22 protein-coding genes and 1 tRNA gene are annotated in these 26,477 nt (G+C 71.5%); 12 read left to right on the top strand and 11 right to left on the bottom strand.

Features of this window, described 5'->3' with window-relative positions:
* From NR112_RS03945 to pruA, 5 genes are all read left to right on the top strand, one after another.
* Complete coding sequence (locus tag NR112_RS03945) at positions 1–603, top strand: TetR/AcrR family transcriptional regulator (protein WP_256792663.1); 603 nt, start codon at positions 1–3, stop codon at positions 601–603.
* A gap of 125 nt (positions 604–728) precedes the next feature.
* Entirely contained in the window at positions 729–1,679 is a 951-nt protein-coding gene (locus tag NR112_RS03940) for an alpha/beta fold hydrolase (protein ID WP_256792662.1), read from the top strand.
* 60 nt (positions 1,680–1,739) lie between these two features.
* Positions 1,740–2,453, top strand: a complete 714-nt coding sequence (locus NR112_RS03935) for an SGNH/GDSL hydrolase family protein (RefSeq protein ID WP_256792661.1) — start codon at positions 1,740–1,742, stop codon at positions 2,451–2,453.
* Between the two features lie 130 nt (positions 2,454–2,583).
* Entirely contained in the window at positions 2,584–2,982 is a 399-nt protein-coding gene (locus NR112_RS03930) for a DUF4870 domain-containing protein (RefSeq protein ID WP_256792660.1), read from the top strand.
* A gap of 122 nt (positions 2,983–3,104) precedes the next feature.
* Entirely contained in the window at positions 3,105–4,733 is a 1,629-nt protein-coding gene (pruA, locus tag NR112_RS03925; RefSeq protein ID WP_256792659.1) for an L-glutamate gamma-semialdehyde dehydrogenase, read from the top strand.
* A gap of 69 nt (positions 4,734–4,802) precedes the next feature.
* On the opposite strand, the gene NR112_RS03920 is transcribed toward pruA, so the two are convergent.
* The 3 genes from NR112_RS03920 to NR112_RS03910 all read right to left on the bottom strand — a co-directional run bounded on the left by NR112_RS03920 (position 4,803) and on the right by NR112_RS03910 (position 6,183).
* Entirely contained in the window at positions 4,803–5,300 is a 498-nt protein-coding gene (locus tag NR112_RS03920) for a DUF2505 domain-containing protein (protein WP_256792658.1), read from the bottom strand.
* 83 nt (positions 5,301–5,383) lie between these two features.
* Positions 5,384–5,875 (bottom strand): hypothetical protein, encoded by a 492-nt coding sequence (locus tag NR112_RS03915; protein ID WP_256792657.1) that lies wholly within the window; start codon positions 5,873–5,875, stop codon positions 5,384–5,386.
* Complete coding sequence (locus NR112_RS03910) at positions 5,872–6,183, bottom strand: hypothetical protein (protein WP_256792655.1); 312 nt, start codon at positions 6,181–6,183, stop codon at positions 5,872–5,874. Before NR112_RS03910 ends, NR112_RS03915 begins: the two co-directional genes overlap by 4 nt.
* A 237-nt stretch (positions 6,184–6,420) precedes the next feature.
* Here NR112_RS03910 and NR112_RS03905 point away from each other — a divergent pair, with 237 nt between their 5' ends.
* Positions 6,421–11,568, top strand: coding sequence for an NAD-glutamate dehydrogenase (locus tag NR112_RS03905; protein ID WP_256792654.1), 5,148 nt, complete (start codon positions 6,421–6,423; stop codon positions 11,566–11,568).
* Between the two features lie 104 nt (positions 11,569–11,672).
* A complete protein-coding gene (locus NR112_RS03900) occupies positions 11,673–13,160 on the top strand; it encodes a PAS domain-containing sensor histidine kinase (protein WP_256792653.1) in 1,488 nt (495 codons plus the stop codon).
* 102 nt (positions 13,161–13,262) lie between these two features.
* Here the strand turns inward: NR112_RS03900 and NR112_RS03895 are convergent, their stop codons facing one another.
* Positions 13,263–13,511: a WhiB family transcriptional regulator gene (locus NR112_RS03895; RefSeq protein WP_020142976.1), complete on the bottom strand. Its 249-nt coding sequence runs from the start codon at positions 13,509–13,511 to the stop codon at positions 13,263–13,265.
* 342 nt (positions 13,512–13,853) lie between these two features.
* Here NR112_RS03895 and NR112_RS03890 point away from each other — a divergent pair, with 342 nt between their 5' ends.
* A complete protein-coding gene (locus NR112_RS03890; protein WP_256792652.1) occupies positions 13,854–14,282 on the top strand; it encodes a hypothetical protein in 429 nt (142 codons plus the stop codon).
* On the opposite strand, the gene NR112_RS03885 is transcribed toward NR112_RS03890, so the two are convergent.
* The 5 genes from NR112_RS03885 to NR112_RS03865 form a co-directional block, all read right to left on the bottom strand.
* A complete protein-coding gene (locus NR112_RS03885; RefSeq protein WP_308336216.1) occupies positions 14,275–15,135 on the bottom strand; it encodes a GDSL-type esterase/lipase family protein in 861 nt (286 codons plus the stop codon). The two genes, NR112_RS03890 and NR112_RS03885, sit on opposite strands and share 8 nt — an antisense overlap.
* 3 nt (positions 15,136–15,138) lie before the next feature.
* Positions 15,139–15,315: a DUF6104 family protein gene (locus NR112_RS03880; protein ID WP_256792651.1), complete on the bottom strand. Its 177-nt coding sequence runs from the start codon at positions 15,313–15,315 to the stop codon at positions 15,139–15,141.
* Positions 15,316–15,510: 195 nt separating this feature from the next.
* A complete protein-coding gene (locus tag NR112_RS03875; RefSeq protein WP_256792650.1) occupies positions 15,511–19,470 on the bottom strand; it encodes a multifunctional oxoglutarate decarboxylase/oxoglutarate dehydrogenase thiamine pyrophosphate-binding subunit/dihydrolipoyllysine-residue succinyltransferase subunit in 3,960 nt (1,319 codons plus the stop codon).
* A 192-nt stretch (positions 19,471–19,662) separates the two neighbouring features.
* Positions 19,663–20,466, bottom strand: coding sequence for an ABC transporter permease subunit (locus tag NR112_RS03870; protein WP_256792649.1), 804 nt, complete (start codon positions 20,464–20,466; stop codon positions 19,663–19,665).
* Positions 20,463–21,515, bottom strand: a complete 1,053-nt coding sequence (locus tag NR112_RS03865; protein WP_256792648.1) for an ABC transporter ATP-binding protein — start codon at positions 21,513–21,515, stop codon at positions 20,463–20,465. Before NR112_RS03865 ends, NR112_RS03870 begins: the two co-directional genes overlap by 4 nt.
* Before the next feature lie 244 nt (positions 21,516–21,759).
* Between NR112_RS03865 and NR112_RS03860 the strand changes: the two genes are divergently transcribed.
* Positions 21,760–23,166 (top strand): hemolysin family protein, encoded by a 1,407-nt coding sequence (locus tag NR112_RS03860; protein ID WP_256792647.1) that lies wholly within the window; start codon positions 21,760–21,762, stop codon positions 23,164–23,166.
* Complete coding sequence (locus tag NR112_RS03855; RefSeq protein ID WP_256792646.1) at positions 23,163–24,200, top strand: hemolysin family protein; 1,038 nt, start codon at positions 23,163–23,165, stop codon at positions 24,198–24,200. The genes NR112_RS03860 and NR112_RS03855 overlap by 4 nt, the downstream gene beginning before the upstream one ends.
* Before the next feature lie 40 nt (positions 24,201–24,240).
* Here the strand turns inward: NR112_RS03855 and NR112_RS03850 are convergent, their stop codons facing one another.
* Both NR112_RS03850 and NR112_RS03845 read right to left on the bottom strand, forming a co-directional pair.
* Positions 24,241–24,858, bottom strand: a complete 618-nt coding sequence (locus tag NR112_RS03850; RefSeq protein WP_256792645.1) for an ASCH domain-containing protein — start codon at positions 24,856–24,858, stop codon at positions 24,241–24,243.
* Between the two features lie 87 nt (positions 24,859–24,945).
* On the bottom strand, positions 24,946–25,230 hold the full coding sequence (locus tag NR112_RS03845; protein ID WP_256792644.1) for a hypothetical protein: 285 nt from the start codon (positions 25,228–25,230) through the stop codon (positions 24,946–24,948).
* 210 nt (positions 25,231–25,440) lie between these two features.
* Between NR112_RS03845 and NR112_RS03840 the strand changes: the two genes are divergently transcribed.
* Both NR112_RS03840 and NR112_RS03835 read left to right on the top strand, forming a co-directional pair.
* Positions 25,441–25,512 (top strand) — tRNA-Arg (locus NR112_RS03840).
* A 170-nt stretch (positions 25,513–25,682) separates the two neighbouring features.
* Positions 25,683–26,477: a DALR anticodon-binding domain-containing protein gene (locus NR112_RS03835; RefSeq protein WP_256792643.1), complete on the top strand. Its 795-nt coding sequence runs from the start codon at positions 25,683–25,685 to the stop codon at positions 26,475–26,477.

Below are 26,477 nucleotides of genomic sequence, written 5' to 3'. Positions count from 1 at the left end.
ATGGGCAAGGGTGAGAGCACGAGGACCGCGATCCTCGACGAGGCCACCGAGCTCGCGTCGCTCGTCGGGCTCGGTGGGCTGACCATCGGCACGCTGGCCGCGGCGACGAAGCTGAGCAAGAGCGGGCTCTACGCCCACTTCGCCTCCAAGGAGGCGCTGCAGGTCGAGGTGCTCCAGCACGCCCGCGAGCGGTTCACCGACGTCGTCATGCGTCCGACCGTGGCCACGCCCCGTGGCGAGCCGCGCGTGCGCGAGTTCTTCGACCGCTGGATCACCTGGCAATCCACCGCCTTCGATGGCGGCTGCATCTTCGTCGACGCAGCAAGCGAGTTCGACGACCAGGAGGGGCCGGTCCGAGACGAGCTGGTGCGCGCCGAGCGCGACAAGCTCGAGTCCCTGACCCTCATCGTCGGCACCGCGGTGGGCGAGGGGCACTTCCGTGCCGACGTCGATCCCGAGCAGTTCGCCTACGAGCTCGAGGGCATCGTGCTCGCGCACCACCATGCGCGTCGGTTGATGCGCGACGGTCGGGCCGAGGAGCGGGCGCGCCGGGCCTTCGACCGCCTCATCGACGACTGTCGGGCCGTCGCCCGCTCGGCCTGACCGCCACACCTCCGGTCCTGCGCGGACCACCCATCCCGATCCACCACCCAGAAGGAGCAGTCATGGTCCTCATGTCGCCACAGAAAAGCACGAACGATCGGTCTGTTCAGTCCATCGCCGCTCACGTGGCGTTCCGGATCTCCGAAGCGCTCGCGCCCCGCGTGGGAGCGCAGGGCGCCGAACGGCTCTGGTTCCGACTGCCCCCGACCAGACCCTCGAAGGCCGCGGCCCCGGGGGAGACGCCGATCCGGGAGCTGCTCGGCGCGGCCTTCGAGGTTGCGCTCCGCGGCCGCTCCGTGCGGGGCTGGGTCTGGGGCGAAGGGCCGGTCGTCTACCTCGTGCACGGCTGGGGCGGCTCGCTCGAGCAGCTGACCCCGCTCGTCGCGCCCCTGCTCGACCGTGGCCTGCAGGTCATCGCGTTCGACGGGCTCGGTCACGGCCGCTCGGACCCGGGGGTCCGCGGCTCCGGCTCCTCCGATGCCGTCGAGCTCGGTCGGTCGCTCGACGCCGTCGCCGCGCGTCATGGGCCGGCCCGCGCCGTCGTCGCACACTCGATGGGTGCCCTGTCCGCGCTGCTGGCGATCCGGGACGGCTGGGTGGCGACGGAGCGGCTCGTCCTCATCGCCCCGCCGAGCGGCATACCCGACCTGCTCGTGCGCCTTCGGGGCGAGCTGGGGCTGGGCGCGCGGACGACGCGCCGGCTCGTCGAGCGCGTCCGCCTCCGCACCGGCTACGCGCCCGACGAGCTCGACCTCGTGACCATCGCGACCTCGCTCGATCGGCGCGATCGGCCCGAGCTGCTCGTCGTCCACGACCTGCTCGACCGAGAGGTGCCGCACGCGCCCTCGGCGCGCCTCGTGCATTCCTGGCCGGGGGCCGAGCTCCTCACGACCGCCGGCCTCGGGCATCGTCGGGTGCTCGCGGACGCCGCGGTCGGGGGCGCCGTCGCTCGCTTCGTCGATCGCCTCCCGCTGGAGGCCACCCTGCACGGCGACGACCGTCCCCAGCCATGGCCGGACGGGGACGCCCACGACCGTTCGGCAACCGGCGTGCGCGCCCGCGCCGGAGCGGCCTGACCGTCCCACAGGCTGGTCCGGGGGAGTCGCGGGCGCGTCATCCCTTGTTACGTTGCGCGGATGGACTTCACCGCTGACGAGTACGCCCGCCGCGATGCCGACCGTCTCCGCGAGATCCTCGCCGGACCACCCGTGACGTGGGTCTTCCTCGGCGACAGCATCACGCAGGGTGTCGTGCACACGCACGGCCGCCGCGGCTACGTCGAGCACTTCGCCGAGCGCGTCCGTGGCGAGCTCGGCCGTCGTGGCGACGCCGTCATCAACTCCGGCGTGTCGGGGGCCACGACCGAGGACCTGCTGCCCGAGTTCCACTGGCGGGCAGGACGATTCGCGCCCGACGTGGTCTTCGTCATGTTCGGGACCAATGACATCCTGGCGGGGGAGGACGGCGTGCGCGGCTTCCGTTACCGCCTGGACCAGATCGTCCAGCGCTCCCGCGACGTCGGAGCCACGGTCGTGCTCCAGACGCCCCCGCCGGTGCTCGAGGACGGCGGCCGCGGCCCCGGCCTCATCGCCCTCTACGCCGAGGCAGTGCGCGAGGTCGCGCGCGACCTCGGGGTGCTCGTCGTCGACCATGCTGCCGCGTGGGAGGCGGACGCGGCTGACGCCGGCCGGGACGTGGCGCCCGACGGGTGGCTCGACGACTCGTTCCACCCCGGCGCGCGAGGGCACCACCGGCTCACCCTCACCCTGCTGTCGGCCATCGGCGTCGCCGACCCCACGAGCGAGGTCTGCTCCCTCGTCGTCGGCGACGCCGTCGGCGCGACCGCCTGACGGCGCCGGGCCACCCCGACCCCACAACGCCTCCACCCCGACGGCGGGCGGCGTCGCTCAGGGGCGGCTCAGGGTCTGGTCAGGGCGCTCCCCGGCAGCGCCACGGCCGAAGTGACGCGACGATGGAGTCATGACACAACCGATCCCGAACCCGTCCGGCCAGTCCCTGACCCCGACGAGCGACGAGCGCACGTGGGCCGTCCTCGGCCACCTCGCCGCCATCGTCGCCGCCGTCATCTCCGTCGGCTGGCTCAGCTTCGTCGGCCCCCTGCTCATCTGGGCCGTCTACAAGGACCGCAGCGCCTTCGTCCGCAAGGCCGCCGCCGACTCCTTCAACTTCAACCTCGCCGTCTGGGCAGCGATCATCGCCGGCTGGGTCATGCTCTTCACCGTGATCCTCATCCCGGTCGCCATCATCCTGTGGATCGTCGCCGTCGTGGCCGCGCTGTGGTTCCACATCAGGGCGGCGATGGCGGCCAGCCGGGGAGAGAGCTTCCACTACCCGTGGAGCATCCCCGTCCTGCACTGAGCCTCCGCAGGGCTGACGGGCACGGTGGCCGGCATGGAACGATGGGGTGGCTCCGCCCACGAGGCGGACCACCCCACTCGCCTGCACCGGGCGAGACCCCGTGCCAACAGCAGGAGAACTTGATGGACGCCGTGACCCACGTGCCCGCACCGGCCAACGAGCCGGTGCTCGACTACGCGCCGGGCTCGCCCGAGCGAGCCGCGCTCGAGGTCGCCCTCGCCGAGCTGGGGTCGACCCAGACCGAGCTGCCCCACACGATCAACGGTGAGCGTGTCACCGGCACGGGTCGCAAGATCCCGGTCCGCCAGCCGCACGCCCACCGCAAGGTCCTCGGCACGCTGCGCAACGCCACCGTCAAGGAGGGCCAGGCCGCCGTCGACGCCGCCAAGGCCGCCGCCCCGATGTGGCGCGAGCTGTCGTTCGACGACCGCGCCGCCATCCTGCTCAAGGCCGCCGAGCTCCTGTCCGGCCCGTGGCGCGCCCGCCTCAACGCGGCGACCATGCTCGGACAGAGCAAGACCGCCTACCAGGCCGAGATCGACGCCGCCTGCGAGCTCATCGACTTCTGGCGCATCAACGTCCACTTCGCCCGCCAGATCCTCGAACAGCAGCCGCCGCTCAACGCCAAGGGCATCTGGAACCGCTCCGACTACCGGTCGCTCGAGGGCTTCGTCTACGCGGTCACGCCCTTCAACTTCACCGCGATCGCCGGCAACCTGCCGACCGCCCCCGCCCTCATGGGCAACACCGTCGTGTGGAAGCCGAGCCCGACCCAGCAGCTCGCGGCGCAGCTGACGATGGAGCTGCTCGAGGAGGCGGGCATGCCTCCCGGTGTCATCAACATGGTGACGGGCGACGGCATCAACGTCAGCAAGGCGGCCCTGCGCGACGAGGACCTCGCCGGCATCCACTTCACTGGCTCCACGCCGACGTTCAAGCACCTGTGGCACGAGGTCGGCACCAACCTCGACCGCTACCGCACCTACCCACGCCTCGTCGGCGAGACCGGCGGCAAGGACTTCATCCTCGCCCACCCGAGTGCCGACCCGGCCGTCCTGCGCACCGCGATGATCCGCGGCGCCTTCGAGTTCCAGGGCCAGAAGTGCTCGGCCGCGTCGCGCGCCTACGTCCCCGCCTCCGTGTGGAAGCAGATCAAGGGCGACCTCGTCGACATCACCAACGGCCTGACCCAGGGCGACGTCACCGACCTGTCCAACTTCATGGGTGCCGTCATCGACGACCGCGCGTTCGCCAAGCACCGGGACGCCATCGACCGGGCCCACGCGACCACGGGCATCGACGTCGTGGCCGGCGGCACCTACGACGACTCCGTCGGCTACTTCGTGCGCCCGACGGTGCTCGAGATCAAGGACGCCGCCGACGAGTCCTTCCGCACCGAGTACTTCGGCCCGATCCTGTCGGTCCACGTCTTCCCCGACGCGCAGTACGACACGGTGCTCGACCAGATGGAGCGCTTCGCGCCCTTCGGGCTCACCGGCTCGATCATCGCCCAGGACCGCCGCGTCATCGCCGACGCCACGAAGCGCCTGCGCTTCGCCGCCGGCAACTTCTACGTCAACGACAAGCCGACCGGCGCCGTCGTCGGCCAGCAGCCGTTCGGCGGGGGCCGCGCGTCGGGCACCAACGACAAGGCGGGCGCCGCGCAGAACCTGCTGCGCTGGACGAGCGTCCGCTCGATCAAGGAGACGTTCGTCCCGCCGACGGACCACACCTACCCGCACATGGGCTGACCTGCCCCGAGCACGTGCGGCGTTGGGCCCGTCTCCGTCAGGAGGCGGGCCCAACGCCGTGCAGGCACGTCAGGCGCGCTCGGACAGCCATGCGGTGCCGGTGCGCTGCTCGCTGCGGATCGCGTCGATGACGGCAGGGGCGGCGGCCTTCTCGACCTTGCCACCGAAGAGCGGGATCGAGGCCTTGAGGTCGCCGTCGATGCTGATCTGCGTGCCGCCGGAGGCCGGGGCCAGCCGGACGCTCGACCGCATCGCGACAGGAGCGCCGGCCACCTCGACCGTGAGGGTGCCGGTCCGGGTGCCGTCACCGGCGGCCCCACCCCACTCGTAGGTCTCCGTCACCGAGAGGGTCGGGCCGACGATCGACTTCGCGAAGTCGGGCAGGTCGTCGGCAGGCAGGTCGCGCTTCGTCACGACGCGGGCGCCCTCACCTGCCGGGCTGACCGCGGCCTCGTGCCGTCGGGCGTGGGCCTCGACGCACTTGCGCTCCTGGAAGGCCACGTCGGTGACCATGGCGTAGACGGTCTCGGGCGGGGCGGCATACGTGATCGTCTCGGAGATCTTCATGGCCGACACGTTATTGCACCGTCCACCACGTCCCGAGGACGTATGCCGGGCGGCGGGGTCACCTGCGCGACGCGGAGTTTCGCTCAGGGGCCGGAACGGGCGCGGTCGGACAGGGTCGCGAGGGTCGTGCTGGACGTCTCGAGCTCGCGGCGGAGCCGGGCCAGCTCGCGCGAGCGGAAGGCTGTCACGCGGTTGAGCAGCTCCTGGAGCCGCTCGCGCTCGGCGAGGCGCTCGCCCGGCTCGACGCGGCTCGGGCCTGAACGCTCGACGACGAGCCGGCCGTCGATGGTCAGGTCGCAGCGCGTCAGCGCGGGCTCGAGCGCGCGGACCCGGGCCGCCGACTCGACGGCGGTCGTGGTCCAGGACTGGAGCAGGCCGCCGATCCGGTCGAGCTCGGTGGCGACGCGGGTCACGAGATCGCGCTCGTGGCCCGTGGGATCGAGCGCCCCGGTGCGCCCGGCCCGCCGCGCGGCCGCGTCGAGGTCGACGACGAGGTCGGCGAGCTGGTGGGCCTGGGTGCGCAGGGCGCCGCCGAGCGCCGACGTCGAGCCTGGGTCGCCCGGGGAGAGGCTCATCGTGTGTCACCCACCTGCGTGGCCGGACGGTCGTCTCGCGTCAGGTGCTCGTCGGCACCGGCGGGTGCGCGCCCGGGGCCGGTGCCGAGGTCGAGCAGCCGCTCCTCGAGCGCCTCCGAGAGGGCCCGGAGGGTGTCGGCTGCCTGCTCGACCCAGGTGTCGAGCGCACGCTGCGTGGGCAGGTCGCCGAGGTCGGGAAGGTGCGTCAGCACGTCGTCGGAGAGCGTCCGCGTCGTCGACCGGCCGGCGGCGAGGGCTCGGAGCGTCGCAGGGTCCGCAGCGCCCGCCACCCGGCTCCCCTCCGTCATGGCACCACTCTAGGGACTGCGCGTCCGGGCACCCCGGAGTTCTCCACCGCCTGTCCCGTCCATCACTCGCGTCACAGTCCTGCAGTGTCCGGCGGGGGTGGTTCGGGCGTGGACGCCGACGGGGATAGGCTCACATGGTGAGATGGGCGGCACAACGACGTGCCGCCGTACGGGCCACACGGTGAGGAATCCGACGACCGCATGTCAGCGTCACTCGAACAGACTCGAATCGACGTCATGAAGGCCGCTGCCGCGGCAGTGGCGCCTCCCTCTCGACGGGGTCGAGGCCGATCCGGCGGCGCCGCGGCCCGCGACCTCGAGGAGTTCCTCCTCGCGTACTACCGTCTGGTCGCCACCGAGGACCTGCTCGCCCGCCCGGCGCGCGAGCTCGCCACCATCGCCACCGAGCACCGGGCCTTCGCCCAGGAGCGCCCGGTCGGCACGTTCAACGTGCGCGCCTTCAACCCGACCGCCGACGACGAGGGCTGGTCAACGGGCCACTCCGTCGTGCAGATCGTCGTCGACGACATGCCGTTCCTCGTCGACTCCGTCGTCGCCGCGCTCGGCGGTTTCGACCGCGGCGTCCACCTCATCGTGCACCCGCAGATGACCGTCTCTCGCACGATCACCGGTGAGCTCAGGTCGGTCATCACCGACGGCTCCACGACCGTAGCGTCCAGCTCGCTCGGGCTCGTGCGCGAGTCGTGGATGCACCTCGAGATCGACCGCCTGCCGGCCGATGCCCTGCCCGACGTCGAGGCCCGGCTGCGGCACGTCCTCGAGAACGTCCGTGACTCCGTCGAGGACTGGCCCAAGATGCGCGCCCACGCGCTGACCATCGCGAGCGAGCTCCGCTCCGCGACGCCGCCGGGCACCGACCCGCACCAGGCGCGCGAGGCGAGCCGCTTCCTCGAGTGGCTCGCCCACAACAACTTCACGTTCCTCGGCTACCGCGAGTACTCCCTCTCGAACGAGAACGGCACGGACGTCTCGCGCCAGGTGCCGGGCACGGGTCTCGGGCTGCTGCGTTACGACCGGCCTTCTGCCGGAAAGGGACTCGTGCTCACGCCGGCTGCCAGCCGAGCCGCTCGCGACTCCACCATCCTCATCATCACCAAGGCCAACTCGCGCGCGACGGTCCACCGCGACGTCTACCTCGACTACATCTCGGTCAAGCGCTTCGACGCCCGCGGCGAGTGCGTCGGCGAGCAGCGCTTCCTCGGCCTCTACGCCTCGGCCGCCTACAACGACACGATCCACGACATCCCGCTCATCGACGTGCGGGCGCAGGAGGTGCTGCGCCTCACCGGGCTCAGCGCCGACAGCCACTCCGGCAAGGACATCCTCCAGATCCTCGAGACCTACCCGCGCGACGAGCTCTTCCAGACGAGCCCCGCGCAGCTGGCCGAGATCGCGACGAGCGTCCTGCACCTGCAGGAGCGCCGCAAGACCAAGCTCTTCCTGCGTCACGACGAGTTCGGCCGTTTCGTCTCGTGCCTCGTCTACCTCCCGCGCGACCGCTACAACACCACGGTCCGCCTGCGCATCGAGGCGATCCTGCTCGAGGCCTTCGGCGGCGAGAACATCGACAACACGACGCGGGTCAGCGAGTCGACGCTCGCGCGCCTCCACTTCGTCGTGCGGATGCCGGCAGGCGCCGACATCCCCGACATCGACGAGGCGGAGCTCGAGAAGCGCGTCATCGACGCGACCCGCACCTGGGACGAGGACCTCTCCGAGGCGCTCGGTCAGGCCCGCGGTCTCGAGGGCGCGGCCCGCACGATGGCGGCCTACGCCAAGGCCCTGCCCGAGGCGTACAAGGAGGACTTCGACGTCGAGACGGCGGTCGAGGACCTCGACCGCATCGACGCGCTCGGCGACGGTGACCGCACGACCGGCCTGCACCTCTACGACGACCCGGCGTCCGACGACCCGCGCGAGCGGCGCTTCAAGCTCTACCGTCGCGCCGACCTGTCGCTGACGCAGGTGCTGCCGCTCTTCACCCACCTCGGCGTCGAGGTGACCGACGAGCGCCCCTACGAGGTGCCCGGACCCGACGGCCGCACGCTGCACATCTTCGACTTCGGCCTGTGCGCCGACGCCCGCACGTGGGGGTCCGGCGACGCAGCCCTCTCGGCCGACGTCCGCGACCGCTTCGAGGAGGCCTTCCGTGCCGTCTGGGACGGCCGGGCCGAGTCCGACGGCTTCAACGCCCTCGTGCTCGCCGCCGGTCTCACCTGGCGGCAGGTCGTCATCCTGCGCACCGTGGCGAAGTACCTCCGTCAAACGGGCTCGACCTTCTCGCAGGACTACGTCGAGTCGGCGTTCGCCGCGAACACCGGCATCGCGCGCAGCCTCGTCGAGCTCTTCGAGGCGCGCTTCGATCCCGACGCCTTCCCCGAGACCGAGTCCGGTCACGACAAGCGGGCGTCGCGGCAGAAGCAGGTCGTCACGCGCATCAAGGAGGCGCTCGACGACGTCGCGAGCCTCGACCACGACCGCATCGTGCGTGCCCTGCTCGGGGTCATCCAGGCCAGCCTGCGCACGAACTTCTACCAGCCCGACGAGAACGGCCGCGACAAGTCGTACGTGTCGCTCAAGCTGAACCCGAAGAAGGTCCCCGACCTCCCGGCCCCGCGCCCGATGTTCGAGATCTGGGTGTACAGCCCACGGGTCGAGGGCGTGCACCTGCGCTTCGGCAAGGTCGCGCGCGGCGGGCTGCGCTGGTCGGACCGACGCGAGGACTTCCGCACCGAGGTCCTCGGACTCGTCAAGGCGCAGATGGTCAAGAATGCCGTCATCGTGCCGACCGGCAGCAAGGGTGGCTTCTACGCCAAGCAGCTGCCCGACCCCGCCGTCGACCGCGCGGCGTGGATGGACGAGGGCATCGCGTCCTACAAGCTCTTCATCTCCGGGCTGCTGGACCTCACAGACAACCTCGTCTCGGGTGCCGCCGTGCCACCGCACCGGGTCGTGCGCCACGACGAGGACGACACCTATCTCGTCGTGGCCGCTGACAAGGGCACCGCGAAGTTCTCCGACATCGCCAACGGCATCTCCGCCGACTACGGCTTCTGGCTCGACGACGCCTTCGCGTCCGGCGGCTCGGCCGGCTACGACCACAAGGGCATGGGCATCACGGCGCGCGGCGCCTGGGAGTCGGTCAAGCGCCACTTCCGCGAGCTCGGGGTCGACACGCAGACCCAGGAGTTCACCGTCGTCGGCGTCGGCGACATGAGCGGCGACGTCTTCGGCAACGGGATGCTGCTCTCCGAGCACATCCGCCTGCTCGCGGCCTTCGACCACCGGCACATCTTCGTCGACCCCGACCCGGACGCCGCGACGTCGTATGCCGAGCGCCGGCGGATGTTCGACCTTCCCGGCTCGTCGTGGGCCGACTACGACGAGAAGCTCATCAGCAAGGGTGGCGGCATCTTCCCGCGATCGGCCAAGTCGGTGCCGGTGAGCCCGCAGATGGTCGCGGCCCTGGGTCTGCGCTCGGGCACGAAGTCGATGACGCCTGCCGAGCTCATGAAGGCGATCCTCCTCGCGCCGGTCGACCTGCTGTGGAACGGCGGGATCGGCACCTACGTCAAGGCGGCGGCCGAGACGAACTCCGAGATCGGCGACCGGGCCAACGACGCCATCCGCGTCAACGGCAGCGACCTGCGCTGCAAGGTCGTCGGTGAGGGCGGCAACCTCGGGGCGAGCCAGCTCGGCCGCATCGAGGCCGCACTGGCGGGTGTCCGGATCAACACCGACGCCATCGACAACAGTGCCGGCGTCGACACCTCCGACCACGAGGTCAACATCAAGATCCTGCTCACCGAGCTGACCCGCTCCGGCGAGCTGACGACGAAGCGTCGCAACACGCTCCTCGCCTCGATGACCGACGAGGTCGCCGAGCAGGTGCTGCGCGACAACTACGAGCAGAACGTCCTGCTCGGCAACGCCCGCGCGCAGCAGCACGCGATGTTGGGCGTGCACGAGCGCCTCATCCAGTTCCTCGAGGCGAACGGCGACCTCGACCGCTCGCTCGAGTTCCTCCCGAGCGACGCCGAGATCGCACGACGACAGAAGGACGGACTGGGCCTCGCTTCGCCAGAGTTCTCGGTGCTCGTCGCCTACGCGAAGCTCTACCTCAAGAACCAGCTCATCACGACGTCGCTGCCCGACGACCCGTGGTTCGAGTCGACCCTCGCCGAGTACTTCCCGAAGCCGTTGCGCGCCAAGCACGCCGACGAGATCGCAGCCCACCCGCTCCGCCGCGAGATCATCACCAACGCGGTGGCGAACTCGATGGTGAACCGCGGCGGCATCACCTTCGCCTACCGGGCGGGAGAGGAGACCGGCGCCACCCCGGAACAGGTCGCCCGCGCGTACGTCGTCTGCCGTGAGGTGTTCGACCTCGCCGGCTTCGTGCGGGGTGTGGAGGCCACCGACAACGTCGTGAGCACGGCCGCACAGACCGCGCTCTACCTCGAGTTCCGTCGACTCATCGACCGCTCCGTGCGCTGGTTCCTCACCTCGCGTCCGGCGACGCTCGACATCGCGGCCGAGGTGGCGCGCTTCCGCCCCGGCATCGAGGCCTTCTCCGGCCGCATCGCCGAGCTGCTCCAGGGCAGTGAGCGCACGCGCCTGCAGCGGCGGGCCCGCGAGCTCGAGGGCAAGGGCGTGCCGGAGGAGCTCGCGCTCGCCGCCGCGTCGCTGCTCGACCTCTACTCGCTGCTCGACTGCATCGAGATCGCCGAGGACTCCGGTGAGAAGCTCGACGACGTCGTCGGCGTCTACTTCCTGACCTCTGAGACGTTCTCCATCGACGCGATGCTGACGCGGGTCACGATGCTGCCGCGCGACGACCGCTGGGACGCCATGGCCCGCGGCGCGCTGCGCGACGACCTCTACGCCGTCCTCGAGAGCCTGACCCGGTCGGTGCTCGAGGTGAGCAACCCGCGCCACGACGCCGCGGCCCGACTCGCCGAGTGGTCCGAGCTCAATGCCGACGCGCTCGGTCGGGCCCGAGCCGCCCTCGGCGGGATCGAGCGGATGAGCCACGCCGGCATCGCTGCGCTCTCGGTCGCCCTGCGCACGCTGCGCACCGTGACCAAGCCGGCCTCGTCGGGTGCCCCCGCGGCCGCCCCGACGCCGTCCTCGGCCCGGCCCGCGCCGGCGAAGAAGGCAGCCACGAAGAAGGCTGCCACGACGAAGGCTGCCACGAAGAAGGCTGCCACGACGAAGGCTGCCACGACGAAGGCTGCCACGAAGAAGGCCGCCACCAGGACAGCGACGAAAGAGGCGGCGACCAAGCCGGCGGAGAAGACCGCGGCGACCAAGGTGCGGGCGAAGAAGGCGGCACCTCGGGCCAGCGCCGGCTCCCGCAGCTGACCTGACGCCCGCTCCGCGGGTCGAGGTGTGCCGTCGCGCCGGGTCGCGACGGCATCACCTCGACCCACGCGACCGGGGACGGCGCGGCTCACTAGGCTCGGGACGTGGCAACCCTGAGCGAGCTCCTGCGCGGGCGGACGAACCTGCCCGACCATGACGTCGAGTGGCTGCAGCTGCTCGTCGGCGACTGGCAGCTCGTCGCCGACCTCTCGTTCGCCGACCTCGTGCTCTGGGTCCGGTCGACCAGCGACCGCTGGGAGGCCGTCGCCCACGTGCGCCCGACGACGGGCCAGCTCGTCTTCGTCGACGACCAGGTGGGCCGCATCGCCGATCCCGGCCGCACCCGCGACCTGCTCGACGAGGCGGCGGCCGAGCAGCGCATCCTGCGCGTGCGCCAGGTCGTCGTCCCGCACGAGCACGGCGCCGACCAGTCGGTGCGCGAGGAGTACATCCCCGTCGTCCGTGGTGGCCACGTCGTCGCCGTCCTGACCCGCCACACGAACCTCTGGACGACCCGCACCCCGAGCCGCCTCGAGCTGACCTACCTCGCCACGGCCGACGCCCTGTGCCGGATGGTCACGGGGGGAGAGTTCCCGCACAGCGGCGCCCCGACGGGCCTGCGGCGCGGAGCACCCCGGGTCGGCGACGGTGTCATCCGACTCGACGTCGACGGCATCGTCACCTACGCGAGCCCGAATGCCGTCTCCGCCCTGCACCGGCTCGGGCACCTCGGCGAGGTGGTCGGGGCGAGCCTCGCCCAGATCGTCACCGACAACATCCGCGAGACCTATCCCGTCGACGAGGGGCTGCCGCTCGTCGTCACGGGACGTCAGCCCTGGCGCACCGAGGTCGTGGCGGGCGGCACGACCGTCTCGATGCGGGCGATCCCGCTGACCGAGGCCGGGCAGCGGTTCGGGGCCATCGTGCTCATGCGCGACGTCGGCGAGCTGCGCCGCCGCGAGCGCGAGCTCATGACCAAGGACGCGACGATCCGCGAGATCCACCACCGCGTCAAGAACAACCTCCAGTCCGTGGCCGCGCTGCTCCGCCTGCAGTCGCGCCGGCTCCCCGACGGCGAGGCCAAGGTCGCGCTCGCCGAGGCCGAGCGCCGGGTCGGGACCATCGCCATGGTGCACGACCAGCTGAGTCAGGGCTTCGACGAGACGGTGGAGTTCGACACCATCGCCCAGCGCGGGCTCAACGCCGTCGTCGAGGTCTCGGCGAACGGTGCGCCGGTCCACACCGTCACGGAGGGATCCTTCGGACGCCTGCGCGCCGAGGACGCGACGTCGCTCGCGATGATCATGAGCGAGCTCGTCCAGAACGCCATCGAGCACGGCCTCGGCGACGCCGGGGGAGAGGTGCGCATCTTCATCGACCGTCAGGCCGACGAGCGCGGACAGCAGATGGTCGTCGTCTCGGTCGAGGACGACGGCAAGGGCATCGATCCGGCCCGCCGGCCCGGCTCGGGTCTCGGGACCCAGATCGTCCAGTCCCTCGTCAGCGACCTCCAGGGGCGCATCTCGTGGGAGCCCGTCGTGCCGCACGGCACCCGGGCCCGGTTCACCGCGAGCCTGCGCCCCATCACCTGAGGGGCCCGAACACTTCGATCGTCGCCGGACGGCCTGCGGAGGCAGCCAAAAGCCCGGCGACCTGACAGGTCACCGGGCTCGACGACGATGGTCGTGCGGGGCTCAGCCGGCGCGGCGAGCCCGCGCGTTGCGGCGCTTCAGGGCGCGGCGCTCGTCCTCGGAGAGGCCGCCCCAGACGCCGGCATCCTGGCCGGTCTCGAGGGCCCACTTGAGGCAGGTGTCCATGACCGGGCAGGTCCGGCACACAGCCTTCGCCTCCTCGATCTGCAGGATGGCCGGGCCGGTGTTCCCGATCGGGAAGAACAGCTCCGGATCGGCCTCCAGGCAGGCAGCGCGGTCGCGCCAATCCATGTGGATCGTGCTCCTTCATGTATCTCGGTTCGCACCGACGCCGGGTATCGGTCGCAGTGCATGTGCTCGGGGCGCCAGCGTCGTTGTCGGAGCCAAGTCATGGTGTCGTCGTGCGGGGATGACCCCCTGACCAACGGAAACGCGCACGAAGTTGTTCCGTACGCGTTGAGGGCCATGAACCAGTGTGACCAGCAACCATGTCCGTGTTCAACGCCTAGGCGCGGATCACACCAAGGATTGAGTCTATCGGCAGACGGCTCCCAGTTCCAGACCTCCGGCCCGTCCGTGGGGTCCGGGACCCTCCCGGACGGTCGAGATCAGCCGGATCGCTAGGCTGGCGAGGTGACCGAATCGACCTCTCCGAGCCGCGAGGTGCGCGGATCCCACCGCGCCGCAGGGCTGCTCACGCTCCTCGAGGCCCTCGCCGTCCTCGGCTTCGCCGGCTTCTACGTCTACGAGATGGTGACGGGCGCCACAGACGACGTCACCCGGGCGGCGACCTCCGGGACCCTCATCCTCGTCTTCGGGCTGGGCCTGCTCGCGCTGGCCCGGGGCTGGGCCCGGGCCGCCGACTGGCCGCGCACGCCGACAGTGCTCTGGAACGCCCTCCTGCTGCCGGTCGCGTGGTCGCTCCACGAGTCGGACCGCACCCCCGTGGCCCTGACCGTCGGCCTCGTCGCGGTGGCCAGCATCGTGGCCGCCGTGTCGGCTCCGGGACGCCGGACCGACGGCCGCCCGGACGGCGAGCGCGACACGGACGTCGTCAGCTGAGCGAGAGCCAGTCGTTCCACCCGTTGTGGAGCACGAGCCAGGCGATGAGGCCGTAGCCGGCCTGCCCGGGGTGGGCCCGGTCGGGGCTGGCCGCGAGGTCGGCCATCCACTGGTCGTGCGTCGCGAGGGGGCGGTAGCAGTCGACGTAGGTGATGCCGCGCCGTGAGCACACGTCGGCCTGGGCCTCGGCGAGCGCCTCGATCTTGCGGTTCATCTCGTCGTCGAGCGTCGGCGTCAGGCCGACGACAAAGACACCGATACCGGCGTTGGTGGCCTCGTCGAGGACGTTGGCGAGGTTGAGCCTCGAGCGGGCCATCGTCATGCCCGACAGCACGTCGTTGGTGCCCACGTTGAGCACGAGACGTCGCTCTGCGCGACCCTTCCAGCGTGGGTGGCACTCGGCGCCCCAGCGGGTGACGACGTCGCCCGAGGTGTTGCCGCGGACGCCGAGGTTGTAGGCCGTCAGGTCGAGGTCGGGGTGCTGCGTGCGGGCCACGACGCGCCCGACCCAGCCCAGGCCCTTGGGGTCGCCGTAGCCGGCCGTCATCGAGGCGCCGACGAACACCATGCCGACGTCGCGGATGCCCTCGGCGACGGTGAACTCGGCGCTCGGGGCGTAGTACGGGTCGTCCGTCGGGGCCACGTCGGCCGGAGCCTGCTCGGGCGGCGCGGGTGCGTCCGCTGCGGTGGGGGCAGCGGGCTCCGGGGTGGGCGCGGCAGCCGACACGGCGGCATACCGCCCTGGGGCGTCGGTCGTGAACTGGGTGTGGGACGAGGGGTAGGCGGGCCCTACGCCGTAGGGCTCCCTCGGAGCCTCGCCGTGCGTCTGGGCCCTGTCGCTGCGGTCACTCACTGCTCAGTCCTCGTCGTCGTCCAGCCGGGCGAGCCATGTCGCGAGTCGCTCGACCGGCACCTCGAACTCGGGGTTGAGGTCGACGAACGTGCGCAGCTGCTCGGCGAGCCACTCGATGGTGACCTGGTCCTCGCCGCGGCGCGCCGCCAGCTCCTCGATGCCCCTGTCGGTGAAGTACACGAGGGGAGGTTATCGCGTGCCGGGGTGGGGCTGGCGGAGGCGGGCCGAGGACCGGGCACATCGGCCTGCGTGCCGTCGGGACCACCGCCTGCGTATGCCGTCACGCCGGGGACGCAGCGAGGGACCCCGCCGTCGTGGCGGGGTCCCTCGGGTGCTCGGTGTGCCCGTGCGGGCGTGTACGGCGTGTGTGCGGGCTCAGCGCCCGAACGCGCGCTCCATGAGCTCGGCCTGCTCGGCCGCGTGCTTCTTCGACGAGCCGGTGGCCGGCGAGGCCGCGGCCTTGCGGGCCACGACGCGCCACGGACGGGTCTCGCCGAGGTCGCAGAGGTCCTCGTGCAGCCACTGGGCCATGAGCGGCCACGCACCCTGGTTGCGCGGCTCGTCCTGCACCCACACGAGCTCGGCGCCGGGGTACCTCGAGGCGGCGTCGATGATCTCCTTCTCGGGAATGGGGTAGAGCTGCTCGACGCGGATGACGGCCGTGGAGGTGTCGCCGCGCTTCTCGCGCTCGGCGTCGAGCTCGTGGACGATCTTGCCGCTGGCGAAGAGCACCCGCGTGACGTCCTGGGTGACGCCCTCGTGGTCGGCCAGGACCGGCTGGAAGCCGCCTTGCGTGAAGGCCTCGACCGAGCTGGCTGCCGCCTTGCTGCGCAGCATCGACTTCGGGGTGAAGACGACGAGCGGTGTGCGCGGGCGGGCGTAGGCCTGTCGACGCAGGAGGTGGAAGTAGCTCGCAGCGGTGGACGGGTAGGCGACCGTCATGTTGTTCTCGGCGCAGAGCTGCAGGTAGCGCTCGATGCGCGCCGAGCTGTGGTCGGGACCCTGGCCCTCGTAGCCGTGCGGCAGGAGCAGCACGACCGAGCTGCGCTGGCCCCACTTCTGCTCGGAGCTGCTGATGAACTCGTCGACGATCGTCTGTGCACCGTTGCCGAAGTCGCCGAACTGCGCCTCCCACAGCACGAGGGCGTCGGGACGCTCGACGGAGTAGCCGTACTCGAAGCCCATCGCGGCGTACTCGGACAGCAGCGAGTCGTAGACCCAGAAGCGGGCCTGGCCCTCACCGAGGTAGAGCAGCGGCGTCCACTCCTCCGCGTTGTTCTTGTCGATGAGCACCGCGTGGCGCTGCACGAACGTGCCGCGGCGGCTGTCCTGACCGGCGAGCCGGATCGGGGTGCCCTCCTTGAGGAGCGTGCCGAAGGCGAGCAGCTCGGCCATCGGCCAGTCGATGCCGCCCTCGTGGACCATCTGGGCGCGCTTGTCCATGAGCTGCTTGAGCTTCGGGTGGATCGTGAAGCCCTCGGGCGGGCTCGCGAAGGTCTCCCCGATGTGGACGAGCTCGCTCGCCTCGACGCCGGTCTCGGTCGCGGAGCGTACCGGCGCCTCGTCGTCCTGGACCTGCGCCGTGGGGCGCTCGAGACCGGCGTTGTCCGGGGCGTCGGAGTCGCGGTCGGTCGGCGGGGCCGGTGTGGCGGCCTGGGCCTTCTTCGCCTCGCGGGTCTCGACGAAGACGCGCTCGAGCTGCTGCTGGTAGTCGCGCAGCGCGGCCTCGGCGTCCTCGACGCTGATGTCGCCGCGGCCGATGAGCGACTCCGTGTAGAGCTTGCGGACCGAGCGCTTGGCCTCGATGAGGTTGTACATGAGCGGCTGGGTCATCGACGGGTCGTCGCCCTCGTTGTGACCGCGTCGGCGGTAGCACACCATGTCGATGACGACGTCCTTGTTGAACTCCTGGCGGAACTCGTAGGCCAGCTCGGCCACGCGCACGCAGGCCTCGGGGTCGTCGCCGTTCACGTGGAAGATCGGCGCCTGGATCATGCGGGCGACGTCGGTCGAGTAGACCGACGAGCGCGAGCTGCTCGGCGAGGTCGTGAACCCGACCTGGTTATTGATGACGACGTGGATGGTGCCGCCCGTGCGGTAGCCGCGCAGCTGCGAGAGGTTGAGCGTCTCGGCCACGACGCCCTGCCCGGCGAACGCGGCGTCGCCGTGCATGAGCACGGGCAGCACGGTGAACGACTCGCCCGCGAGGTTGAGCCGGTCCTGCTTGGCCCGGACGATGCCCTCGAGCACCGGGTTGACGGCCTCGAGGTGGCTCGGGTTGGCGGCGAGGTAGACCTTTGTCTTGCTGCCGTCCTCGGAGACGAACTCGCCCTCGGTGCCGAGGTGGTACTTCACGTCGCCCGAGCCCTGGACCGACTTGGGGTCCTGGGTGCCCTCGAACTCGCGGAAGATCTGGCCGTAGGACTTGCCCGCGATGTTGGCCAGGACGTTGAGGCGGCCACGGTGCGGCATGCCGATGCAGACCTCGTCGAGGTTCTCGCTCGCGGCGCGGCACAGGATGCGGTCGAGGAGCGCGATGACGGACTCGCCGCCCTCGAGCGAGAAGCGCTTCTGCCCGACGAACTTCGTCTGGAGGAAGGTCTCGAAGGCCTCGGCGGCGTTGAGGCGGCGCATGATCCGCATCTGCTCGTCGCGGTTGGCCTTCTCGTAGGGCCGCTCGACCTTGTTCTGGATCCACTTGCGCTGCTCGGGGTCCTGGATGTGCATGTACTCGATGCCGACGGTGCGGCAGTACGAGTCACGCAGGATGCCGAGGATCTTGCGCAGCTTGAGGAACGGGTAGCCGCCGAAGCCGCCGGTCGCGAAGGTGCGGTCGAGGTCCCACAGGCTCAGGCCGTGCGTCGTGACGTCGAGGTCGTGGTGGCGGCGCTGCTTGTACTCGAGCGGGTCGGTGTCGGCCATGAGGTGGCCGCGCACGCGGTAGGCGTGGATGAGCTCCTGGACGCGGGCGACCTTGTTGATGTCGTCGTCGTGCGAGGAGTCGACGTCCTGGATCCAGCGGATCGGCTCGTAGGGGATGCGCAGCGACTCGAAGATCTCGTCGTAGAAGCGGTTGTCGCCCAGGAGCAGCTGATGCATGATCCGCAGGTAGTCGCCGGACTGGGCGCCCTGGATGATGCGGTGGTCGTACGTCGAGGTGAGCGTGAGGATCTTGCTCACGGCGTTGCGGTTGAGGGTCTCGGTGCTCGCGCCCTGCCACTCGGCGGGGTAGTCGAGGGCGCCGACGCCGATGATGGCGCCCTGGCCCTTCATGAGGCGCGGAACCGAGTGCACCGTGCCGATGCCGCCCGGGTTGGTCAACGAGATCGTCGTGCCCTGGAAGTCCTCGACGGTCAGCTTGTTGGCGCGGGCCTTGCGGACGATGTCCTCGTAGGCGGTCCAGAAGTGGACGAAGTCCATCTCCTCGGCCGACTTGATCGAGGGCACGACGAGCGTGCGGCTGCCGTCGTCCTTCTGGAGGTCGATGGCCAGGCCGAAGTTGACGTGGGCCGGCACGACGAGGGCGGGCTTGCCGTCCTTCTCGGTGAAGCCGTTGTTCATCTCGGGCATGAGCGCCAGGGCCTTGACCATGGCGTAGCCGATGAGGTGGGTGAAGCTCACCTTGCCGCCGCGCGAGCGGGCCAGGTGGTTGTTGATGACGACGCGGTTGTCGATGAGCAGCTTGGCCGGGACGGCGCGCACGCTCGTCGCGGTCGGGACGGTGAGGGAGACCTCCATGTTGGCCACGACGCGGGAGGACGCGCCGCGCAGCGGGGTCACCCGGTCGTCGTTGACCGGGCCGGTGCCCTTGACCGCGGGGATGTCGCGCGGCTTGGGGGTCTCGGCGGCGGGCTCGTCCTTGGGTGCCGCCTTGGGCTCGGTCTTCGCCTCGGTCTTCGCCTCGGTCTTCGCCTCGGTCTTGGGCTCGGTCTTCGCCTCGGTCTTGGGCTCGGCCTTGGCGGCCGGTGCGGCGGGAGCCTGGACAGGAGGCGCGGGCGCCACCTTCGGACGGGTGGTCGCGGCCGCCGCCGGGGCGGGGCTCTGCGCCGGGGTCGTCGGGGCCTTCACGGGGGCGCCGTTGGCCGACCCGTTGGTGGACCCCGTGGGCGAGGGGTTGGCCGGCGCGCGCGTCGTCTGCGGCTTCGTCGCGGTCGCCGTGCGGCCCGGGGCCGCGCTCGTGTCGGTCTCACCCGGCCGGTAGTCCTCGAAGTACCCCCACCAGGCCTTGTCGACCGACGTCTTGTCGGTCAGGAACTGCTGGTAGAGCTCGTCGACGAGCCATTCGTTCGGCCCGAATGCTGCAATCGGGTCACCGGACGTGGACTGATCGGACACGGCGAATGCGCCTCTTTCGTTTGGCTCGGGTGCGTCGTTGCCTATACAGGGGTCAAGCCTAGACCCGAATGCTCTCGTACCGGACGGGGGCTCGGATGTCGAGCCCGACCGTCGACGAGGCGTTCCTCACGTCCGCGGGGCTGGCCCTCGGGGGCGTCGTCGGGTACCGCCTGTGCCTGCTGGACGCTCGCGTCAGCTGATGTCGGCGCGCAGCGTCCGCCACGTGCCGAGACCGGCCATCACGGCGGCATACGCCATGAGCACGAGCGCTCCCGCCCACCAGGAGAGCTGGTCGACCGGCTGGCCGTCGAAGCCGCTGCTCGTCGACTCGAGCATCGCGCTCGTGGCGCGACTCGGGAGGTAGGGGGAGATGCTCTTGCCCCAGTCGGTCAGGGCGAGCACGAGCCCGAGGACCGGCTCGACGATCCACGCCACGGCGACGGAGATGAGCAGCGCGGCGACCTGGTTGGGGATGAGGATGCCGGCGCCGAGGCCGATGAGGGCCCAGAGGCCCAGCACGAGCAGGGAGAGCGCGAGGGTGCGCCAGATCGCCGGGTCGGCGAAGGGAGCGACACCCTTGGACGTCAGCACGAGGGTGCCCGCCCCGACGGCGCCCGCGAGCGACAGCAGGCCGTAGAGCACGCCGATCACGAGCAGCGAGATGACCTTGGCCGCCATGACGCGACCGCGCCGGGGGATCGCCAGGAAGGTCGCGGTGATGGTCTGGTGGCGGTACTCCGAACCGATCGTGAGCACGCCGATCGACAACGTGAGGAGGTAGCCCACCTGCAGGCCGCCGGTGAAGACGGCCTTGGCGATGGCGACGTCGGTGGTGGGGGCCGCCGCAGCCTGCGGCCCGCGCAGGGCGTCGCTCGTGAACACGAAGGCGAAGAGGACGGCGAAGGCGGCGCCGCTGACGAACACGGCGATGGCCATGCCCCACCAGAGGCGGGTCGTGAAGAGCTTGCGGAGCTCGGCCCGCACCGCCGCGGTCATCGCGGGTCTCCTTCGCGGTCAGCCGGACCCGCCACCGGCGCGGGCTCGGCCAGCAGGGCAGGGTCGATGGGGGGTCCGCTCGGCGGCGGGAGGTCGGGGTGCGTGCCGCCATCTGCTGGCGCGTCGAGCCCGAGGTTGCGGTTGCGGTGCGCGTCACTCTCGGTGAGGTTGAAGAAGAGCTCCTCGAGGTGGGTCTGCTCGCTGCGCAGCTCGTGGATCGCGACGTCGCTGGCGTGCGCCACGTCCCCGACCACGGCGAGGTCCTCGGTGGTGACGCGCAGGCCCCGCCCGCTCGGCGTGACCGCGAGGCCGCGACCGCGGAGCGCCTCGGACAGCCGGTCGGGGTCGGACGTGCGGACGTATGCCGTGGGCTCGCCGCGCAGCTCGGCGACGGTGCCCTGGGCGACGCGCTGGCCGTTGGCGATGATGACGACGTCGTCGACCGTCTGCTCGACCTCGGAGAGCATGTGGCTCGAGATGAGCAGCGTGCGACCCTCGTCGGCGAGGTGGCGCAGGAAGCCGCGCAGCCAGCGGATGCCCTCGGGGTCGAGGCCGTTGGCCGGCTCGTCGAGGATGATGACGCGCGGGTCGCCGATCAGGGCGCCTGCGAGGCCGAGCCGCTGGCGCATGCCCATGGAGTAGCCGCCGGCCCGCTTGCGGGCTGCGGCCGGGATGCCGACGAGCTCGAGCAGCTCGTCGACGCGCGAGTCGGGGACACCGGCGACCGCAGCCTGCACGCGGAGGTGGTTGCGTCCCGTGCGGCCGGGGTGGAAGTTCGTCGCCTCGAGGGCGGAACCGACGACGGTGAGCGGGTTGGGGATCTCGGAGTAGCGGTGGCCGTCGATCGTCGCCGTGCCGCCCGTGGCCCGGACGAGGCCGAGCAGCATGCGCAGGGTCGTCGTCTTGCCGCTGCCGTTGGGCCCGAGGAAGCCGGTCACCCGCCCGGGCTCGACATCGAAGTCGAGCTGGTCGACGGCAGTGAAGGAGCCGAACCGCTTCGTCAGCCCGCGCACCTCGATGTGCCCGGTGAACTCCGGTCGTCCGTGCACCACCGTGCTCCCTCCGTCGGCCCACGTGGGCGCCACGGCCCCGCCGTGATGCGCCCAACTCAACCACACGGCGTACCCCGTCCACACGGAGGTCGGGCGAGCGGTCCCGCCGCGGCGGGCCGGTGCGGCTCCCTATAGTTGAGCGCACCATGACCTCCCTCCGCGACCAGGGTCCGGCCACCCCCGCCACCAGCCAGGTCTCCGCTCCCGTGACCGCGGGCACCCCTCGACGGGTGGCCCGGCCGTGACCGAGTGGCTCCTCGTCCTCGGCGCCGTGCTGCTCACGGCCGGAACCGCCCTCTTCGTCGCCGCCGAGTTCTCCCTCGTGGCCCTCGACCGGCCCACGGTCCAGCGGGCCATCGACGCCGGGGACTCGCGGGCCCGCGTCGTGCTCCAGTCGCTCAAGCAGCTCTCGACGCAGCTGTCGGCGGCCCAGGTCGGCATCACGATCACGACCCTCGTCGTCGGCTACCTCGCGCAGCCCTCGATCGGGGTCCTCGTCGCCGGGCCTCTCGAGGCCCTCGGCCTCGGCCCCGGTGCGGTGGAGGCCGTCTCGAGCACCCTCGCACTCCTGCTGGCCACGATCTTCTCGATGGTCTTCGGCGAGCTGCTGCCGCAGTTCCTCGGCATCTCCGCGCCGCTCGCGACGGCCAAGGTCGTGGCCCTGCCCGTGCGCGTCTTCGCCGTCATCGCCAAGCCCCTCATCATCGTGCTCAACGGCTCGGCCAACGCCTTCCTCCGCGCGTTCGGGATCGAGCCGCAGGAGGAGCTGTCGGGCGCGCGCACGCCACAGGAGCTCGCGAGCCTCGTGCAGCGCTCGGCCGAGGCGGGCACCCTCGACGTCACGACCGCGCGGATGCTGACGCGCTCGCTCGGTTTCGGCGAGCGCACGGCGGACGACGTCATGACGCCGCGCGTGCGGTGCACCGGCATCCACCGTGAGGAGTCCGCCGACGACGTGCTGCGACTCTCGCGGCGCACGGGGCACTCGCGCTTCCCGGTGCTCGGCGAGGACTGGGACGACATCGACGGGGTCGTCCACGTCAAGAAGGCGATGGCCGTGCCCCACGAGCGGCGCAAGGACGTGCCCGTCTCGGCGCTGATGTCCGACCGCCTCGTCGTGCCGGAGACGATCCGGCTCGACCCCCTCCTGCGCGAGCTGCGCGAGGGCGGCTTCCAGATGGCCGTCGTCGTCGACGAGTACGGCGGCACCTCGGGCATCGTCACGCTCGAGGACGTCGTCGAGGAGATCGTCGGCGAGGTCTCCGACGAGCACGACCGCAGCCGGCAGGGTGGCCGCGAGCTCATCGACGGGTCGTGGACCGTGCCCGGTCTGTGGCGCCCCGACGAGGTGCGCGACGCCTTCGACGCCGACGTCCCTGACGGGTCGACCTACGAGACGATGGGCGGCTTCGTCATGACGAGCCTGGGCCGGGTGCCCGTGGTCGGTGACGTCGTCCGGGTGCCCGGCTGGCGCATCAACGTCGTCGGCATGGAGGGCCGCCGCGTCGACCGCCTGCGCTTCGTGCCCGACCCTGAGTCACTGCCCCCGGGCGACGGTGGGGACGCACGCGACGCGTCCGCGGCGTCCAGCCAGCCGGACGGGGATGGACGTATGCCGTCCACGCTGGAGACGGGGGAGAGGTCGTGAGCGGCGCCTGGGTCTACCTCGTGTCTGTCCTCCTCCTGCTCGGCAACGCCTTCTTCGTCGGCGCCGAGTTCGCCGCCATGGCGGTGCGACGCTCGACGCTCGAGCCGCTGGCCGACGCGGGCAGCAAGCGCGCCCAGTCGTGCCTGCTCGCGCTCGAGCGCCTCGGGTCGATGCTCGCGACCGCCCAGCTCGGCATCACCGTGTGCTCGGTCGGCCTCGGTGCGCTGGCCGAGGCGGCGCTGCACCACCTGCTCGAGCCGATCTTCCACGGCTGGGGCCTCTCCGACGCGTGGGCGAGCGGCGTGGCCCTGGCGCTCGCGCTGCTCATCGTGTCCTACCTCCACGTGGTCGTCGGCGAGATGATCCCGAAGAACCTCGCGATCGCGGGGCCCGACCGCGCGGCGCTCGTCCTCGTGCCGGCGCTCTTCTTCATCGCCAGCGCGCTGCGCCCGATCATCCACGCCATGGAGGCGGTCGCGAAGGCCTTGGTGCGCCTCTTCGGGGTCGAGCCCAAGGACGAGATCACGTCGGCGTTCACCGTCGAGGAGGTGGCGCACATCGTCGGGGAGTCCCGTCGGGAGGGCCTCATCGAGGAGGAGCGCCACGGGCTCGTCGCCAAGACGCTCGAGTTCTCCGACAAGCGCGCCCGCGAGGTGGCGGTCGACCGGCGGTCGCTGACGACCGTCGAGCTGGGCGCGACGCCCGCCGACATCGAGCGCCTCGTCGCCAAGCAGGGCTTCTCGCGCTACCCGGTCCGGGACGCGGCGGGCGAGATCGCCGGCTACCTGCACCTCAAGGACATCCTCTACGCCGACGACGAGCGGCACGAGCAGCCGATCCCGCCCAAGCGGGTCCGTCGACTCGCCACCGTGCGCGAGGACGACGACATCGAGGACGTGCTCGCCACGATGCAGCTGACGGGCGCCCACCTCGCGCGCGTCATCGACGACGACGCCGTGGTGACGGGGGTCGTCTTCCTCGAGGACGTGCTCGAGGAGCTCGTCGGCGAGGTCACCGACACGACCCAGCGCTGACCTGCCGTCGGGTCGAGCCGTCGGGGTCGAGCGGTCCTGCTCAGCCGGGCTGCCGCCCCAGCCACTCGAGGTATGCCGTCCCGCGCGGTGAGAGCTCGTAGCCGACGTCGTGGCTGATCGTCAGCCCGATGGCCTTGAGCTTGCGGATGTCGACCTTCATCGGGAGCAGCTCGACACCGCGCAGGGCCGCCAGCTCCTTCGAGACGACGTGCGGGTTGTCGCGGATCCACTCGAGGATCTCGCGGGTCCACGGACCGGTCGGCCGCGCGTCGAGCCGTCGGAGCCGAGCCGCGATGTCGCTCAGCGACTCGTCGTCGGGCATGCTCTCTCGCAAGGCGATCCGCGGGTCCTCACCGGCCCAGCTGAGCCGGATGCGGTAGACGGTGTCACCGCCCTTGCCGCCTCGAGGCGAGGGCTTGCTCTCCCTCGGAGCGAGGAACCGCTGGAGGGTGGCGAGGTCCTTGACACCGGCCGTGCGCGCGTCGCGCTCGGTGAGCTTGTCCGGGTCCCGCACCCGGCTGACGGTGTCGAAGCGGACGATGCCGGCCGCGGTCAGCTGCAACCCGCCCACCTTGACCCGTGGGGCGTCCCACCGGCGGAAGGCCTGCGTCACCGTGCCGGCACGGATGGCCTCGGCCACGGGCTTGGAGATGAGCACGACCTCATCGTGGCACGTGCGGGGCGGCGGTGGCGCGCTCGCCCGTCCGCACGCATACGTCCTCGTGCGACGGGCCCCCGGCCGTGGTCAGGGCCCGGGCGGCCTTGCGGATGAAAGCGATTCCGGGGGGCACGTGCACCTCCGCCACGTCGGGCAGGACGAGCACGTCGGGCTGCGGTCGAGGACGACGTTGCGCCGCATCGGGATCGGGCCGAGGTGCCGGGCGTAGAGCGCCAGGTGGCCGTGTGTCGTCTTGTCGGTGCCCCCGTGGCACCGGGCGGCCCAGTACCGCTGGTTGACGGCCCCGAGGGCGAGGCCGACGGTGCGGTGGCGGCCGGCGTCCCGCACGAGCCGGCGGATCGTGGGCTGCATCGACGCAGTCCGGCCGACGCGGGCGTACGGCGGGCACTATCGGCGGACGCCCGCCCCCTCGAGAGCGCACCAGTCGATGTCGTCGTGACGCGTCGCCCGGCCATCGTCGGCGCGGTAGGTCGTCGGGTGCCAGGTGCCCGACGCGGGGGTGCATTCCGCGTCCGCCGCGGTCTGCTGCTAATCTCACCGGGGCGCACGAAAGTGCGCGCCGCCCCCGTAGCTCAGGGGATAGAGCACCGCCCTCCGGAGGCGGGAGCGCAGGTTCGAATCCTGCCGGGGGCACCTTCCAGGCCCAGCCCTGGACCGACGCGAAGCGCGGTCCACGGCTGGGCCTTTTCGTGTGCCAGTCAGCGTCGGAGTCCTGTCAGGGCTCCGACGACCGGGGGCGTCCGGGCATCCGGGGCATCCGGGGCATCCGGGGAGCCGTAGGGCGGACTCGTAGACTCGGCCGCATGACGCCGGAGCAGCTGCGCGCCCTCCTCGAGGAGGTCGCCGCGCAGGCGGCCCGGACCGGGGAGCTGCCCGACGAGGCGCAGGCCGGCCCACCCGCCGGCCCGCTCTTCCGCCCCACGGACACTCGCGTCGCCGGCGTCGTCGCCGACTGGGTCACACCGGTCGCCCAGCGGTGGGCGCCGCAGATCGACCTCGAGCCGCGCGACCTGGCGCGCGTGCTCGCCCAGGGGCTGACCCTGCAGAAGCCGGTCGCGGCCGTCGAGGTGGCGCCCAGCGGCCTCATCGCCCTCACCCTGGAGGACTCCGCGCGCTCGGCGATCGTCCCGCTCGTCATCGAGGACCAGGACCACTACGCCCTCGCAGCGGGCGAGGGTAGGCGCGACCTCGTCGAGGCGCCAGGCACCCGGGCCGTCGACGACCCCGTCCGCTCCGCCCAGCTCGCGCACGCCCGGGTGTGCCGCATCATCCGCAACGCCGAGGCCGCAGGGGTCGACCGGCGTCCGCCGAACCGGCTCGGCGAGCTGACCCACGTGGCCGAACGCCATCTGCTCGTCGCCCTCGCGGACCTGCCGCAGCGCCTTGCGACCCACGTCGGCGACGGGATCCAGCAGCGTCGGGCCGTGACCGACCTCGCGGCGCTCGCCGATGCCTGGGACCATCCGGTGCGACCGACGGTCGTCGGGGTGCACCCGCAGTCCGTCCACGGGGCTCGGCTGCTCCTCGCCGACGCCGTCCGCATCGTCTTGCGCAATGGACTCGCCCGCCTGGACGCGGCCGCCCCCGAGAGGATGTAG

Source organism: Terrabacter sp. Ter38, assembly GCF_024519435.1.
In the GTDB taxonomy this organism is placed as follows: domain Bacteria; phylum Actinomycetota; class Actinomycetes; order Actinomycetales; family Dermatophilaceae; genus Terrabacter.
Note: the sequence above shows the minus strand (reverse complement) of the source record. Positions and strands in the feature narration are given on the sequence as shown.

Bases quoted from the DNA above. Each gene is read 5' to 3' on its own strand.
- NR112_RS03945 (WP_256792663.1), top strand. From the start codon at position 1: ATGGGCAAGGGTGAGAGCACGAGGACCGCGATCCTCGACGAGGCCACC.
- NR112_RS03935 (WP_256792661.1), top strand. From the start codon at position 1,740: ATGGACTTCACCGCTGACGAGTACGCCCGCCGCGATGCCGACCGTCTC.
- NR112_RS03930 (WP_256792660.1), top strand. From the start codon at position 2,584: ATGACACAACCGATCCCGAACCCGTCCGGCCAGTCCCTGACCCCGACG.
- pruA (WP_256792659.1), top strand. From the start codon at position 3,105: ATGGACGCCGTGACCCACGTGCCCGCACCGGCCAACGAGCCGGTGCTC.
- NR112_RS03920 (WP_256792658.1), bottom strand. From the start codon at position 5,300: ATGAAGATCTCCGAGACGATCACGTATGCCGCCCCGCCCGAGACCGTC.
- NR112_RS03915 (WP_256792657.1), bottom strand. From the start codon at position 5,875: ATGAGCCTCTCCCCGGGCGACCCAGGCTCGACGTCGGCGCTCGGCGGC.
- NR112_RS03910 (WP_256792655.1), bottom strand. From the start codon at position 6,183: ATGACGGAGGGGAGCCGGGTGGCGGGCGCTGCGGACCCTGCGACGCTC.
- NR112_RS03905 (WP_256792654.1), top strand. From the start codon at position 6,421: ATGAAGGCCGCTGCCGCGGCAGTGGCGCCTCCCTCTCGACGGGGTCGA.
- NR112_RS03895 (WP_020142976.1), bottom strand. From the start codon at position 13,511: ATGGATTGGCGCGACCGCGCTGCCTGCCTGGAGGCCGATCCGGAGCTG.
- NR112_RS03870 (WP_256792649.1), bottom strand. From the start codon at position 20,466: ATGACCGCGGCGGTGCGGGCCGAGCTCCGCAAGCTCTTCACGACCCGC.
- NR112_RS03845 (WP_256792644.1), bottom strand. From the start codon at position 25,230: ATGCAGCCCACGATCCGCCGGCTCGTGCGGGACGCCGGCCGCCACCGC.
- NR112_RS03835 (WP_256792643.1), top strand. From the start codon at position 25,683: ATGACGCCGGAGCAGCTGCGCGCCCTCCTCGAGGAGGTCGCCGCGCAG.